The organism is Pseudomonas sp. 1L-C-7-B-C1 (assembly GCF_057291635.1).
Window position 1 is genome coordinate 342,623 of sequence record NZ_JBXAWH010000001.1, and the last position, 13,996, is coordinate 356,618.

The 13,996-nt window shown below is 61.4% G+C and carries 12 protein-coding genes; 8 read left to right on the forward strand and 4 right to left on the reverse strand.

All coding sequences use genetic code 11. The annotated features are described in order from the left end of the window. The first annotated feature begins 17 nt into the window (after positions 1–17). Genes AC0Z8Z_RS01545 through AC0Z8Z_RS01570 form a run of 6 tightly spaced genes read left to right on the forward strand, consistent with a single transcriptional unit; the run spans position 18 to position 7,007 of the window. Positions 18–755 (forward strand): RDD family protein, encoded by a 738-nt coding sequence (locus AC0Z8Z_RS01545; protein WP_485617551.1) that lies wholly within the window; start codon positions 18–20, stop codon positions 753–755. Further along, positions 752–1,732: a stage II sporulation protein M gene (locus AC0Z8Z_RS01550; RefSeq protein WP_485617552.1), complete on the forward strand. Its 981-nt coding sequence runs from the start codon at positions 752–754 to the stop codon at positions 1,730–1,732. Before AC0Z8Z_RS01545 ends, AC0Z8Z_RS01550 begins: the two co-directional genes overlap by 4 nt. Continuing rightward, positions 1,719–3,365, forward strand: coding sequence for a DUF4129 domain-containing protein (locus AC0Z8Z_RS01555; protein WP_485617553.1), 1,647 nt, complete (start codon positions 1,719–1,721; stop codon positions 3,363–3,365). Before AC0Z8Z_RS01550 ends, AC0Z8Z_RS01555 begins: the two co-directional genes overlap by 14 nt. Beyond that, a complete protein-coding gene (locus tag AC0Z8Z_RS01560; RefSeq protein ID WP_485617554.1) occupies positions 3,362–4,582 on the forward strand; it encodes a DUF4350 domain-containing protein in 1,221 nt (406 codons plus the stop codon). Before AC0Z8Z_RS01555 ends, AC0Z8Z_RS01560 begins: the two co-directional genes overlap by 4 nt. Beyond that, positions 4,579–5,655, forward strand: coding sequence for an AAA family ATPase (locus tag AC0Z8Z_RS01565; RefSeq protein WP_485617555.1), 1,077 nt, complete (start codon positions 4,579–4,581; stop codon positions 5,653–5,655). Before AC0Z8Z_RS01560 ends, AC0Z8Z_RS01565 begins: the two co-directional genes overlap by 4 nt. Continuing rightward, on the forward strand, positions 5,652–7,007 hold the full coding sequence (locus AC0Z8Z_RS01570) for a DUF58 domain-containing protein (RefSeq protein ID WP_485617556.1): 1,356 nt from the start codon (positions 5,652–5,654) through the stop codon (positions 7,005–7,007). The genes AC0Z8Z_RS01565 and AC0Z8Z_RS01570 overlap by 4 nt, the downstream gene beginning before the upstream one ends. An 11-nt stretch (positions 7,008–7,018) precedes the next feature. Here AC0Z8Z_RS01570 and AC0Z8Z_RS01575 read toward each other — a convergent pair whose 3' ends face one another. Together AC0Z8Z_RS01575 and AC0Z8Z_RS01580 are read right to left on the reverse strand one after the other, a co-directional pair. Then, positions 7,019–7,378 carry a PilZ domain-containing protein gene (locus tag AC0Z8Z_RS01575; RefSeq protein WP_122535987.1) on the reverse strand — a complete coding sequence of 120 codons (360 nt, stop codon included), beginning with the start codon at positions 7,376–7,378 and terminating at the stop codon, positions 7,019–7,021. A 313-nt stretch (positions 7,379–7,691) separates the two neighbouring features. Continuing rightward, a complete protein-coding gene (locus tag AC0Z8Z_RS01580) occupies positions 7,692–8,066 on the reverse strand; it encodes a tetratricopeptide repeat protein (RefSeq protein ID WP_172609527.1) in 375 nt (124 codons plus the stop codon). Between the two features lie 179 nt (positions 8,067–8,245). Here AC0Z8Z_RS01580 and pyk point away from each other — a divergent pair, with 179 nt between their 5' ends. After that, positions 8,246–9,697 carry a pyruvate kinase gene (gene pyk, locus AC0Z8Z_RS01585; RefSeq protein ID WP_122535986.1) on the forward strand — a complete coding sequence of 484 codons (1,452 nt, stop codon included), beginning with the start codon at positions 8,246–8,248 and terminating at the stop codon, positions 9,695–9,697. 75 nt (positions 9,698–9,772) lie between these two features. Here the strand turns inward: pyk and AC0Z8Z_RS01590 are convergent, their stop codons facing one another. Together AC0Z8Z_RS01590 and AC0Z8Z_RS01595 are read right to left on the reverse strand one after the other, a co-directional pair. Beyond that, a complete protein-coding gene (locus AC0Z8Z_RS01590; protein WP_485617558.1) occupies positions 9,773–10,711 on the reverse strand; it encodes an iron-sulfur-binding ferredoxin reductase in 939 nt (312 codons plus the stop codon). Further along, positions 10,704–11,810, reverse strand: coding sequence for a GGDEF domain-containing protein (locus AC0Z8Z_RS01595; RefSeq protein ID WP_172609529.1), 1,107 nt, complete (start codon positions 11,808–11,810; stop codon positions 10,704–10,706). Before AC0Z8Z_RS01595 ends, AC0Z8Z_RS01590 begins: the two co-directional genes overlap by 8 nt. Before the next feature lie 415 nt (positions 11,811–12,225). Between AC0Z8Z_RS01595 and AC0Z8Z_RS01600 the strand changes: the two genes are divergently transcribed. Further along, positions 12,226–13,749 carry a fumarate hydratase gene (locus tag AC0Z8Z_RS01600; protein WP_485617559.1) on the forward strand — a complete coding sequence of 508 codons (1,524 nt, stop codon included), beginning with the start codon at positions 12,226–12,228 and terminating at the stop codon, positions 13,747–13,749. Positions 13,750–13,996 lie beyond the last annotated feature (247 nt).

The following is a 13,996-nucleotide window of genomic DNA, read 5'->3' on the forward strand; positions in this document are numbered from 1 at the left end:
CCGGCGCACCTTTCTTTATGTCCCTTTCCCATGCAGAGCCAGGAATTGCTGCACCGCTTGCCCTGCTGGACACTCGTGTTCGCATGGAAACGCCTGAGGGCATAGACCTGATCCTGCGCCCCGCCGGGTTGCTGTCCCGGTCAATTGCTTTCGGCATCGACCTGATGATTCGCGGCGCACTGCTGGGTGCGCTGTTTTTCGTGCTGGGAGCGTTGGGCGACTTCGGCACCGGGCTGTTCATGCTCGCGCTGTTTCTCGGAACCTGGGGCTATATGGTGCTTTTCGAGGTGCTGCATCAGGGACGCACGCCGGGAAAGCAGATCATGGGGTTACGGGTCATTCACGATGACGGCACGCCGATCGGTTGGTCGGCGTCAGTGCTGCGCAACTTGCTGCGCTTCGTAGACATGCTGCCCTTCGGCTACTGCGTTGGCGCGTTCACCTGCCTGCAGCACCCGCTGTTCAAACGCCTTGGAGATCTCGCGGCCGGCACGCTGGTGATCTATCGCGATTTACCCCCTCAACGGCCGCCGCTGGCTGAAGCCACCGAGATGAGTCCGCCGCTGCCCCTCTTATTGGAGGAACAGCGCGCCATACAAGCCTTTGCCGAGCGGCAAGGCACACTTTCTTCGGCGAGGGCTCAAGAGCTTGCTGCCATCGTCACGCAGCCGTTGCAATTATCTACCTTGCAAGATCCTCACGATCCCGTCCAGCAACTGAATGGCATTGCGCGCAGCCTGGCCGGCTCGCCATGAAGCAGAGCCTGTTCGAAAAACGCCATGCAGAAGACTGGCAGCGCTTTGCAGCACGCCTTGAGGTGCTGGAAGGGAGTCGCCGTAAAAGTGAATCCGGTGCCGGCTTCAGCCGCGAATACCGTCAGATCTGCCAACACCTTTCGTTGGCGATTGACCGTGGCTACGCCAGTCATCTGGTCGAGCAACTGCAACAGCTTGCCATGCGGGGCCACCAGCAGTTGTATCGCCACCGAAGTCAATTCACCGCGCAGTTGCTGAGTTTTGTGCTGGCGGACTTTCCGCGACTGGTGCGTGCTGAATGGCGATGGGTCGCCCTCGCCGGCCTGCTGTTTTTTGGCAGCCTGACGTTCATGGGGCTGTTGGTCTACGGCTATCCGGATCTGATCTACAGCGTCGTCAGCCCCGCCGATGTCGCCGAGATGCACGCGATGTACGAGCCCGCCGCACGGCGTATCGGGCAAACGGCCGAGCGCGCATCCAGTACTGACTGGCTGATGTTCGGTTACTACGTCATGCACAACATCGGCATCGCTTTCCAGACCTTTGCCAGTGGCCTGTTCTTCGGCGTCGGCAGTCTGTTCTTTCTGTTCTTCAACGGGCTGATGATTGGCGCGGTTGCGGGCCATCTGACCGACGCAGGCATGGGCGCAACCTTCTGGCCGTTCGTGGTCGGGCACAGCGCCTTCGAGCTGACCGGCATCACGCTGGCGGGTGCGGCGGGGCTAAAACTCGGATGGGCGCTGGTCGCTCCCGGTCGCCTGCGCCGAGGCGAGGCGCTTCGCCAGGCTGCCCAGATCAGCGTACGACTGATTGGCGGGGTGATGATTTTCCTGCTCATCGCCGCATTCATTGAAGCGTACTGGTCGTCGATGAGCTGGCCGCCCGCGACGGCCAAATATGGGGTGGGCGCTTCTTTATGGCTGTTGGTCGGCGCCTACCTGACGCTTGCCGGACGCACGCCCCATGCGCCTGACTGACGCCAGCGTAGCGATACGCCCACGTACGCCCTGGGAAGCCATCGATCTGGGCGTCCTTCTGGCGCAACGGCACCGCGCTTTGCTGATGACCAGCTGGGCCATCGTTACCTTGCCAGTCTTCGCGCTCCTGACCCTGCTGCTGTGGGATTACCCGTCGGTGTCAGTCCTGGTGTTCTGGTGGCTGAAACCGGCATACGAACGGCTGCCGCTGCTGATTCTGTCCCAGGCTCTGTTCGGCTCTACACCTTCGCTCAAGCAGGCGCTGAAAAGTTTTCCGTCCGCACTCAAACCGCAGATGATCGCGACCCTGAGCTGGCGGCGTCTGAGCCTCAGCCGCAGCTTCTACCAGCCGGTGCAGCAACTGGAGGGACTTGACGGGTTGCCGCGGGCGCAGCGCATTGCCCTACTTGGCCAAAAGGATTCCCGGGCGGCGCGTCTACTGACCGCACTGGGCAGCACCCTTGAAATGACCTTCTGGATCGGCCTGATGGTGTTGTTCTACGCCATGATTCCGCCGCAGATCGAAGCCGACTGGTCGTGGCGCAGCTTGCTGGACATTGAAGGTGAGTGGAACTGGCTTGAGCATCTGACCAACGGGTTTTATGCGCTGGTGTTGATCGTGTGGGGACCGGTTTACGTGTCCTGCGGGTTTTCGCTGTACCTCAATCGCCGAACTGCACTGGAGGCCTGGGACATCGAACTGGGTTTCCGCAAGCTGCGCGAGCGTGTTCTGGGCAGTGCAGTAGCGTTGTTATTGGGCGGCGTACTTGCGCTGACGCTGTTGCCGTCTTCCGCCATGGCAGAGTCAGCGGCAAACCAGCTGATGGCAGCCCCGTCAATGGCGGACGAAACACCCAGCGAGTCGGGCAATAGTTGCCCGCTGCCGCCGCTGGACAACCCGCAGACTGACGAGGACGTGGCACCGCCCGACTCACCTCGCCTGCTCAATCAGCCGCTGACCAGCCAGGCGTCACAAAACACCATCCATTCAGTGCTTGAGCAACCCCCGTTCAAAAATCCCAAACCGGTCTCAGGGTGGCGCATCGCCCAGCCTAAACACGATGCCAGCCATGATGCCAAGTCAGCCGAGACACCGAACTGGCTGGCGCGACTGGTCGTCGGCGCGCTCAACCTGGGCAAAACCCTGTCGACGGTGTTTGGCGCAATGTTATGGACACTGCTCGGCCTCACGGTCGCGTGGGTGATCTGGCGCTATCGGGCCTGGTTCGCCACCTTCGTGGATAAAAGCCCCCGCAAGGCAATTGCACCCCGAGACATCCCGCATCAACTCTTTGGCTTGCAAGTTGGCGCTGAAACCCTGCCAACGGATGTCGCCGGTGCAGCCGAGAGGCTGTGGCAGCAGTCACCGCGCGAGGCATTGAGTCTGCTTTACCGCGCACTGCTGAGCCGACTGTTGACGGATTACCAGTTGCCGCTGAAAAGCGCGGACACCGAGGGCCAGATACTGGCACGCATTGCCGAGCTCAAGCAGCCATCCCTAGATGACTTCAGTCATGAACTGACGCGCCACTGGCAAAATCTCGCGTACGGGCACCAGGTGCCGCCGGACCAAGCGCGACAGGCGCTGTGTTCAGGCTGGCGGAAGTTGTTCGCGCAGGAAGCACGCACATGAGCCGGCGCTGGATCATCGGGCTGGTCGTTGCGCTGATGCTGGCAAGCATCGTCATCGCCAGTGTGCCTGTGCTGAAGCGGCTCGAGCGTTATGAGGAAACCGTGGACCAGGGACCTTCGCCGGAAGCGCTGGCAAACCCTTATCTCGCCGCGCAGACGTTCCTGCGTCAACGAAACATCCAAGTGAAGACCGTTGAAACGCTCACCACGCTCCCTGACTTCCGCGACCAGCCGCAAACGCTGATGCTGCTGGATTTCCGCGAAAGGATGACGCCGTCCGAGGTCAAGCGCTTGCTGGCCTGGACCCGATCAGGAGGCCGTCTTCTATTTGTTGCCGAACAGCTGTGGGACCCAACCAAGGGGAGCAGCGGCGACCTGTTGCTGGATCAATTGCAGATTCACCAATTTCTCACCCAGGATCTGCAAGAGCAGGACCGCGAACGACAGCGCGAACAGCTCAAGCCGGTCATCCCACTAAGCACGCCGGACATTCAGGGCCCGGAAACGCCGTGGCCCGAGTTGACCCGGCTGTTCGTGCAAAACGAAAACGATCCGGCCTACATGAGCTTCGACCCGGCCTTCCATCTCGATGACCCCGAGGATCACGCACAGTCGTGGGCCAACAGCGCTGACGCCACGCACCTGCTGCAAATGGTGTACGGCTCCGGATTGATCACTGTCGTCACCGACGCCGACCTTTGGAAAACCCAAGCCATCGGTGAATACGACAATGCCTGGCTGCTCTGGTACCTGAGCCAGGACAGCACTGTCACGATGGTGCTGCGCACTGAACACGACAACCTGTTCGGGCTGCTCTGGAAATACTTTCCCCAGGCGCTGCTCGCCTTGGCGCTGTGCCTCGTTGCAACGCTGTGGCACGCAGGCATGCGCCACGGCCCGATGTTGCCCATTCTGCCGCGCGGCCGCCGTCAGCTCAGCGAACACCTGCGCGCAAGCGCCGACTTCATGCTCCGCCGAGAAGGTCAGCATGCCGCGTTGCGCGCCTTGCAGCAGGACATCCTGCGCCGCGCCCGGCAACGCCATCCGGGCTTCGAAACCCTGGCCGTCACCGAACAATGGCAAACGCTGGCGCGCATAACGCGTCAGTCCACCAGCAGCATCGGTCAGGCATTACGCCCGCGGCCGGAGCAGCGCTTGTCCAGCAGCGAATTCACCCGTCAGGTTGCGTACCTGCAAACCATCAGGAATGCCTTATGAGCGATCAACCGACCGAGCCAAGTCACGCGTCCCAGCACCTCCCCACTCCTGAAACCGCGGCTGTGGACCCCACGCACACCGAACCGGCCACCGCCTCGGGCAGCCATCCGGCGCAGCAGCGCCAGCGCGCGATTCATCTGGCACAGGCAGTGCGGCACGAGCTGCAAAAAGCAGTCATCGGTCAGGACGCCGTGATTGATGATGTACTGACCGCACTGATCGGCGGTGGCCATGTCTTGCTCGAAGGTGTGCCCGGGCTTGGCAAGACGCTGCTGGTGCGGGCGCTGGCCCGGTGTTTCGGCGGCGAGTTCGCGCGGATTCAGTTCACCCCTGACCTGATGCCCAGCGACGTCACCGGCCATGCCGTGTACGACATGCAGAGCGAGCAGTTCAAGCTGCGCAAGGGGCCGTTGTTTACCCATTTGCTGCTCGCGGACGAGATCAACCGCGCACCGGCCAAAACCCAGGCCGCGTTGCTTGAGGCGATGCAGGAACGTCAGGTCACGCTGGAGGGCCGCGCGTTGCCGGTGCCGCAACCATTCATGGTGCTGGCGACGCAGAACCCGATTGAACAGGAAGGCACTTACCCCTTGCCCGAAGCCGAGCTCGACCGCTTCATGCTCAAAGTGCGCATGGATTATCCCCAGGCCGATCAGGAGCTGGAGATGGTCCGTCAGGTCACGCGTTCGACCCGCTCTGACATGCTCGACGTCCAGCCCTTGCGCACCCTGATGCAGGCAAAGGATGTGCTCGCGCTGCAACGCATCGCCGGCGATCTGCCGGTGGATGAACAGGTCCTCGATTATGCCGTGCGACTTGCTCGCGCAACTCGCACGTGGCCGGGCCTGACACTCGGCGCAGGGCCGCGTGCGTCCATCGCACTGATTCGTGGAGCCCGCGCGCGGGCGCTGTTGCGCGGCGGCGAGTTCGTCGTACCTGACGACGTCAAAGGCTGCGCGCTGGCGGTGCTGCGTCATCGGGTGAGGCTTGCGCCGGAGCTGGACATCGAAGGCTTGTCGGTGGATCAAGTGCTCAAGCAAATGCTGGATCAGGTGGCGGCGCCGCGTCGATGAAGCAACTGCTCACGCCGTCGACACGGATGCTCTGGTGGCTGGCCGTTCTGCTCGGCGTGTCGGTGCTGCTCGGCATTCTGCAGGCATTGGGGCGCGGTCCGGTTGCCCGACTGGACGGGGTTTTCTGGACCTTGCTGTGGGTGATGACTGCCGTCGCTGCGTTGGATGCGGCATGGCTGTGGCGTCTGCCTTCCCCTCGGGTCAAGCGGCGCTTGGCCGGCAGTCTGGGAATGGGGCGCTGGGGCGAGGTGCAGGTCGAGCTGGAACACGACTCCCCCCGCGCACTGCACGTGACGCTCTTTGACCATGGTCCTTCCGAGCCGGATGCCCGCTACGAAACCGAACATCTGCCTCAGAACGTCGCGCTGCGCCCACAGCGCACGACGCAGCTGACTTACCGGCTGCGGCCGGCCAGTCGCGGGGATTTCACCTTCGAACGGACCGAGATCCTCATCCGCAGCCCGTTGCGCCTTTGGTCATCCCGGCGGTATGTACCCAACCATGACGCCGTCCGGGTGTACCCGGATTTTGCCCGGTTGCACGACGGACAGCTGCTGGGCGTCGAGAACTGGCTCAGGCAGATCGGCATTCGCCAACAGCCGCGCCGGGGGCTGGGCCGGGAATTTCACCAGCTGCGTGAATTTCGTGAAGGCGACAGCCTGCGTCAGATCGACTGGAAGGCCACGGCCAGGCATCGCGCGCCCATTGCACGGGAATATCAGGATGAGCGCGATCAGCAAATCCTGTTCATGCTCGACTGCGGCCGACGCATGCGCAGTCAGGACGGCGATCTGACGCACTTCGACCACGGGCTCAACGCATGCCTGCTGCTGAGCTATGTGGCCTTGCGTCAGGGCGACGCAGTCGGGCTTTCAACCTTTGCGGGCGAACAGGACCGGCATTTGCCACCCGTCAAAGGCGCGGGCCAGTTGAACGTGCTGTTGAATCACCTCTACAACGTCAACGCGACCCAGCGACCTGCGGATTACGCGGTAGCGATGCGAAACATCCTTGCGCGGCAGAAACGCCGGGCGTTGGTGGTCTTGGTGACTAATCTGCGGGACGAGGATGACGAGCAGTTACTGGAAGCGGTCAAACAGCTGAGTCGCCATCATCGCGTGCTGATAGCCAGTTTGCGCGAAGTTGTGCTCGACGATCTGCGTCAAACGCCGGTGCAGACCTGGCAACAGGCCGTGGATTATTGCGGTACGGTCGACCTGCTGAACGCCCGGAGCGGGCTGCATGAGCGTTTGGTCGCCCATGGCATCCCGGTGCTGGATGTGCGCCCCAGTGAGCTGGGCCCGGAGTTGGTCAGCCGATACATGAGCTGGAAAAAGGCCGGAGCTTTGTAGGGCGCCTGCCTTCAGGCGGACGCTTCCAGCGGATAGAAACTGAAGTAGTGCTGCAAGGCCTGAATGAGGACAAAGTATTCCGCCGGCGCCGCTTGCAGCCGGAAGCCGGAATCGAACACGCGCGGGGTTTCGTCTTCCTGACACCACAGGCAGCTGGCGTCGATATCAATGTTGTACAGGCCGTTCTTCCCGTCGGGCACTTTCAGGCGCAGCTGAAAATCAGCCCCCACCAGAATGGGCAGATCGCTGATCAGCATCAGGCCTTGTTCAGACACGTTACCCAGGCAACCCAACGGTTTATCGGTGTACCGGTTGAACACTTGCAGGTAGTAAGGCAGTTGGTGACGTTCTATTCGTCTTTCATTAAGCATTCGGACACTCGCCCTGAGATGACCATTGAGCATGGCCGCGCTAGTGCTTTGGGATTCGGTTGCACGGAACTGCCAGACCCGTGTCGCCAGAATCCATCAGCGGAAAAACCGATGACGACATCTGACTCATCCGGCGCTGGCAAAAGTCACTGATACGAGCGGCCGATTTGCGCTAACCACACCTATCGCCCCGCTTTCGGATCAGTGGCGCTGTCACTTTTGTCAAAACACTTAGGTCCCTACTCATTGCAGCCTAGCTCAGGTTTTCCCGATATCCACCCGGAAACGTGACCGTATATCCACTCGGGTGTAACTAGCGTGAAGCAGCACGCGGGGTGGCGGGCGGCGCCAGGTTGTCATGGCCCAGCTGATGCAGCGTGTCCAGCCGTGCCTTGGCGCGGAATGCATATTCGCTTTCCGGGAACTGCGTGATGATGAACTGGTAGGTCTGGACCGCGTCCATGTAGAACTTCTGGCGTTCCAGGCACTGGCCACGCAACATCGACACTTCGGGCTGTACGTAACGACGCGAACGGCTTTCTCGGTCGACTTTCGACAAGTTGTACATCACCGCGTCGCAGTCGCCCTGGGCGTAGGCGCGGTTGGCGTTGTTCAAATGGCTGTTCATTGCCCAGCGGGTGCAGCCACCCAAGGCAAGCAGCGCCACTAATATCATCACGATTCGCATGAGAGTCTCCTGTGCTCAGCCCTTGTATCGGCGTATTCCGGGATTTCTTCAAGGCCGATTTGAGTGCCGCCGGCCTGCCGATTGCCCAGCGATCAGGGGGTCAGGTAGTGCAAAGGAACAATGACTACAGAGCAATACAGTAGTAGCCTCGCGCTGCGCTTCATTTAAGGAGTTTGTGCATGACCGTTCGCCGCACCAAAATCGTAGCCACACTGGGCCCTGCCAGTAATTCGCCAGAAGTCATCGAGAAGCTGATTCTTGCTGGCCTGGACGTCGCCCGCCTGAACTTCTCCCACGGCACGCCCGACGAGCACAAGGCTCGCGCGAAGCTGATCCGCGACATCGCCGCCAAGAACGGCCGGTTCGTTGCGTTGCTGGGTGACCTTCAAGGCCCGAAAATCCGCATCGCCAAATTCGTCAACAAGAAGATCGAGCTGAAGGTAGGTGACAAGTTCATCTTCTCCACCAGCCATCCTCTGACGGACGGCAACCAGGACATCGTCGGTATCGATTACCCCGATCTGGTCAAGGACTGCGGCGTCGGCGACGAGCTGCTGCTGGACGACGGACGCGTGGTCATGCGCGTTGATACACAGACCGCCGATGCACTGCATTGCACCGTGACCATCGGCGGCCCGCTGTCGGATCACAAAGGCATCAACCGTCGCGGCGGCGGCCTTACAGCGCCGGCGCTGACTGAAAAAGACAAGCAGGACATCAAGCTCGCTGCCGAAATGGACCTGGATTACCTGGCCGTTTCGTTCCCGCGTGATGCTGCCGACATGGAATACGCGCGCAAGCTGCGTGACGAGTCCGGCGGCACGGCCTGGCTGGTGGCGAAGATCGAACGCGCCGAAGCCGTTGCTGACGACGAAACCCTCGATGCGCTGATCCGCGCCAGTGACGCGGTCATGGTTGCCCGTGGCGACCTGGGCGTGGAAATCGGCGACGCGGAGCTTGTGGGCGTCCAGAAGAAAATCATCCTGCACGCACGTCGCCACAACAAGGCGGTGATCGTTGCCACGCAGATGATGGAATCGATGATTTCCAGCCCGATGCCAACCCGCGCTGAAGTGTCTGACGTGGCCAACGCCGTGCTCGACTACACCGACGCCGTGATGCTGTCTGCCGAAAGCGCCGCCGGTTCGTACCCGGTCGAAGCCGTGGAAGCGATGGCGCGTATCTGCGTCGGTGCCGAGCGTCATCCGACTGGCAAGACCTCCAGCCACCGCGTCGGTCACTCGTTCACCCGTTGTGACGAGAGCATTGCGCTGGCGGCCATGTACACCGCCAACCACTTCCCTGGCGTGAAAGCGATTATTGCGTTGACCGAAAGCGGCTACACACCGCTGATCATGTCGCGCATTCGCTCCTCGGTGCCGATCTACGCGTTCTCTCCGCACCGCGGCACTCAGGCGCGCGCGGCGATGTTCCGTGGCGTTTACACCATTCCGTTCGACCCGGCCGCACTGCCGCCCGGTCAGGTCAGCCAGTCCGCTGTGGACGAACTGGTCAAGCGCGGCCTGGTCGAGCAAGGCGACTGGGTCATCCTGACCAAGGGCGACAGCTACCACACCATCGGCGGCACCAACGGCATGAAGATCCTGCACGTCGGCGACCCAATGGTTTAAGCGTCACTGCAACGCAAAAAAAGCCCCGCCTCGTGAGAGAGCGGGGCTTTTTCATGTCCTTGAACGTACAGGCCGTCAGCCCTTCTCCACAAACACATCCGCGAGCAACTGACTGCGCGGCAGTCCTGCGATAAAAAGCCGCTTCGAAAACGCCTCGACGCTGGCAGGCGACCCGCACACCAGCGCAACGGTCTGACGAGACGTCACGCGTAACGCACTCAGCTCGGCCGTAAAGTTTTCCTGCTCGATCAGCTCCATGTGCAGATTCGAATGCTGGTTCGCCCGCTCACTCAACGCGTGACTCAGATAATGCTCTTGAGGCTCGCGCGCCAGATGCATCAGGCGAATTTGACCCTGATGGCCCTGCCGCAACGCCTCGCGCAGCACACCCCAGAGCGGGGCCAATCCGGTGCCTGCCGCCAGCAGCAACAACGGCCGGTCCTGCCAGTCGGGGTCGTAGCGCAGCGCACCGCCCTGGAGTTCGCCGAGGCGGATCGGATCGCCCGGTTGCAGTGTACGGGCGACGTCGGCAAAGGCGCCCGGACGCTGGCAATCGATGTGAAATTCCAGAAAGGGATCGTTCCCCGGCACGCTCGCCAAGGAATAAGGCCGCGCCACGCCGCTTGCCGTCCAGAGCACCAGATGCTGGCCGGCGTAGTAGCGCAACGGGCGTTCGGGGTTCAGTCGCAGACGCAACACCGACGGGCTTAGCCAGTCAGCCCCGACGACGGTTGCCGGCAAGCCATCGCGCGAGGGGTCGAATATCTCAACAGTCAGATCGCTCGTTACCCGGCACTGGCACGACAGCCTCCAGCCTTTGGCGCGCTTGTCGGTATCCAGTGCATCGGGCGCGGCGTCCAGCGGATCGCCGCTGACGCAACGGACCATGCACGCGTGGCAACTGCCAGCGCGGCAGCTGTAGGGAACGGAGAATCCGGCGTCGTTGAGGGCATCCAGCAAATTGGCCGCAGGCGCTACCGACCAATGCCGGTCGCCCACTCGCAACTCAGGCATCGGCGTAATCCCAGGCGCCGTGGCAACGGTTGCGGCCCTGGTGCTTGGCGCGATACAGCGACTGGTCGGCACGTTGCAGGGCACGGTCCATGTGATCGCCGCGCTCGATCACCGTCATGCCGATCGACAAACTCAGGTCCAGCTCCGGAAGTTCGGGCAGCGTGACATGGGTGAAGGCGAGCCGAATGCGCTCGCAACATTCGACCAGTTGTGCACGGGTACACCGCGGGATCAGCAAGACGAATTCTTCACCGCCATAGCGCGCGAGGATGTCGTCGGAGCGTAAGCACTCGGCGGCGGTTTTGCCGAACATCTGCAGCACCCGGTCCCCCGTCGCGTGGCCATGAATATCGTTGACCCGCTTGAAGTGATCAAGATCAATGAGCGCCAGGCCAGCGGTGTAATTGCCGTCCATGAGCTCGAGCTCACGGGTGGCAATGCGCAGGAAGTGCCGGCGATTACAGAGGTTGGTCAGTTCGTCGGTGGACGCCAGTTCTTCAAGCTGCAGCATCATGCCGCGCAGGGTTTCCTGATGCGCCTGCAAGGTGATTCGCCGCTGGTGCATGCGGTTGCGCGAGTTCTGCACGAAGCGTGCGAACAGGCACAGCCAGGAGAAGACAATGAACAGCGCGCAGGTTTGAATCGCCGCGAGCCCCGGATCCGAAAGCCGTCCGCGACTGGCGTCCCACAGGTTGACGCCGGCAAACCCCAACAGGGCAAACAGGGCGCAGCGGGCGAAGATACTGGGGCGCAGGTGAAACAACCCGAACATCAGCACCAGCACGTAAATGACCAGAAAGGTGCCGCGGGAGGCTTCCATGTGGCTGATGAGAAACGTCTGCCAGGCCAGACCCAGCAGCACCTGGAATTCGGTGAGGCTGGGGTCTTTGAAACGTCGGTTGTAACCCCCGAAAAACACCAGGCTCAGCGCGGCCTGGCAGAAGAGCACGAGTACGCTCGTGCACCAGATCCCGAAGAAAGTGGCGTGGTAGTAGCCGGTAAAATACGCCATCCATACGAGCATCAGCCCCAGCACGTAGGTGCCGGTAGCGAGCGCAAAACGTTTCAACAGCAAACGCTGGATGGTTTGGGCAGTCACTCGTTGACTCATCATGGGTATTAAGGGTCCGTCCCGTACCGGCAAGATGACCTGTGATACTTTTCAGGCAACAGATCAAAACATGCCTGCGCCGTGCGCGATAATGCAGGCAGCTTGCCACTGTAGTGCGTGCGCCAAAAAATGACTATTCAAATTCCTGTGTTTCCAGACGGCCGTAGCAATCTGTTTCATGGATGATTCAGTGCGCATGCCGTGGGGCGCTTTCGACCATGGTTTAGCCGTTGGCAGATGTACCTTAATCGACCTCGGGTTATACTGCCGCGCCTTTTTTACCCTGACCCGCCGAGGTGTTGCCTGGCTGTCTGACGCCTGATCAAGATGCTTTCGTCCGGCCTAGGCGGTATCGTCGCCACCCGCAATTCGAATGTTCCCGCCAATCAGAGGAGCGCGCCCCATGACCGTGATCAAGCAAGATGACCTGATCCAGAGTGTCGCCGACGCCTTGCAGTTCATTTCTTATTACCACCCCGTTGACTTCATTCAAGCCATGCACGCGGCCTACCTGCGTGAAGAGTCGCCCGCCGCACGAGACTCCATGGCCCAGATTCTGATCAACTCGCGCATGTGCGCCACCGGTCATCGGCCGATCTGCCAGGACACCGGCATCGTCACCGTGTTCGTCCGCGTCGGCATGGACGTGCGCTGGGATGGCGCCACCATGGGCCTGGACGACATGATCAACGAAGGCGTGCGTCGAGCCTACAACCTGCCGGAAAACGTCTTGCGCGCCTCGATCCTCGCCGATCCGGCCGGCGCCCGCAAGAACACCAAGGACAACACACCGGCGGTCATCCACTACTCCATCGTCCCGGGCAACACCGTGGAAGTGGACGTGGCGGCCAAGGGCGGCGGTTCGGAAAACAAGTCGAAGATGGCGATGCTCAACCCATCCGACTCGATCGTCGACTGGGTGCTGAAAACCGTGCCGACCATGGGCGCTGGCTGGTGCCCACCGGGCATGCTAGGTATCGGCATCGGCGGTACCGCCGAGAAGGCTGCGGTCATGGCCAAGGAAGTCCTGATGGAATCCATCGACATCCACGAGCTCAAGGCGCGCGGCCCGTCGAACCGTCTGGAAGAAATGCGTCTGGAGCTGTTCGAGAAGGTCAATCAGCTGGGCATCGGCGCCCAGGGCCTCGGCGGTCTGACCACCGTGCTCGACGTCAAGATCATGGATTACCCGACCCACGCAGCGTCCTTGCCGGTGTGCATGATCCCCAATTGCGCCGCCACCCGTCACGCCCACTTCGTGCTCGACGGCTCCGGCCCGGCTTCCCTGGAAGCACCGCCATTGGACGCTTACCCGGAGATCGTCTGGGAAGCCGGTCCGTCGGCGCGCCGCGTCAACCTCGACACGCTGACGCCGGAAGACGTGCAGAGCTGGAAGCCGGGCGAAACCGTCCTGCTCAACGGCAAGATGCTCACCGGTCGCGACGCGGCGCACAAGCGCATGGTCGAGATGCTGAACAAGGGCGAAACCCTGCCGGTGGACCTGAAGGGTCGCTTCATCTATTACGTCGGACCGGTCGATCCGGTCGGTGACGAAGTGGTGGGCCCGGCCGGTCCGACCACGGCGACGCGTATGGACAAGTTCACCCGCCAGATCCTCGAGCAGACCGGCCTGTTGGGCATGATCGGTAAATCCGAGCGCGGCCCGACCGCCATCGAAGCGATCAAGGACAACAAAGCGGTTTACCTCATGGCCGTCGGCGGCGCTGCTTACCTTGTCGCCCAGGCGATCAAGAAGTCGCAAGTGCTGGCGTTCCCGGAACTGGGCATGGAAGCGATCTACGAGTTCGAGGTCAAGGACATGCCGGTGACGGTTGCGGTCGACAGCAAAGGCGAGTCGGTGCACATCACAGGTCCCGCCATCTGGCAGAAGAAGATCAGTGAAAGCCTGGCGGTGGAAGTGCAGTAACAGCTGCGTTGCATGAATAAACCCGGCATTGGCCGGGTTTATTTTTGCTCGTCCAACAGCGTCAGTACGAGCCTCTTATCAGCAATGGCGTTAATGACTATCGCAATTCGGTCTAACCCGACGAACGATGCGAGGCAATTGATTTGACTGACAAATCCAGTGGATGAGGCCTTTACTGGTATTGATGACAGGTGACAGGACGATGTCGCAGTGAAACGCTGAGTTACTGTTCTCAGGGAGATCACCG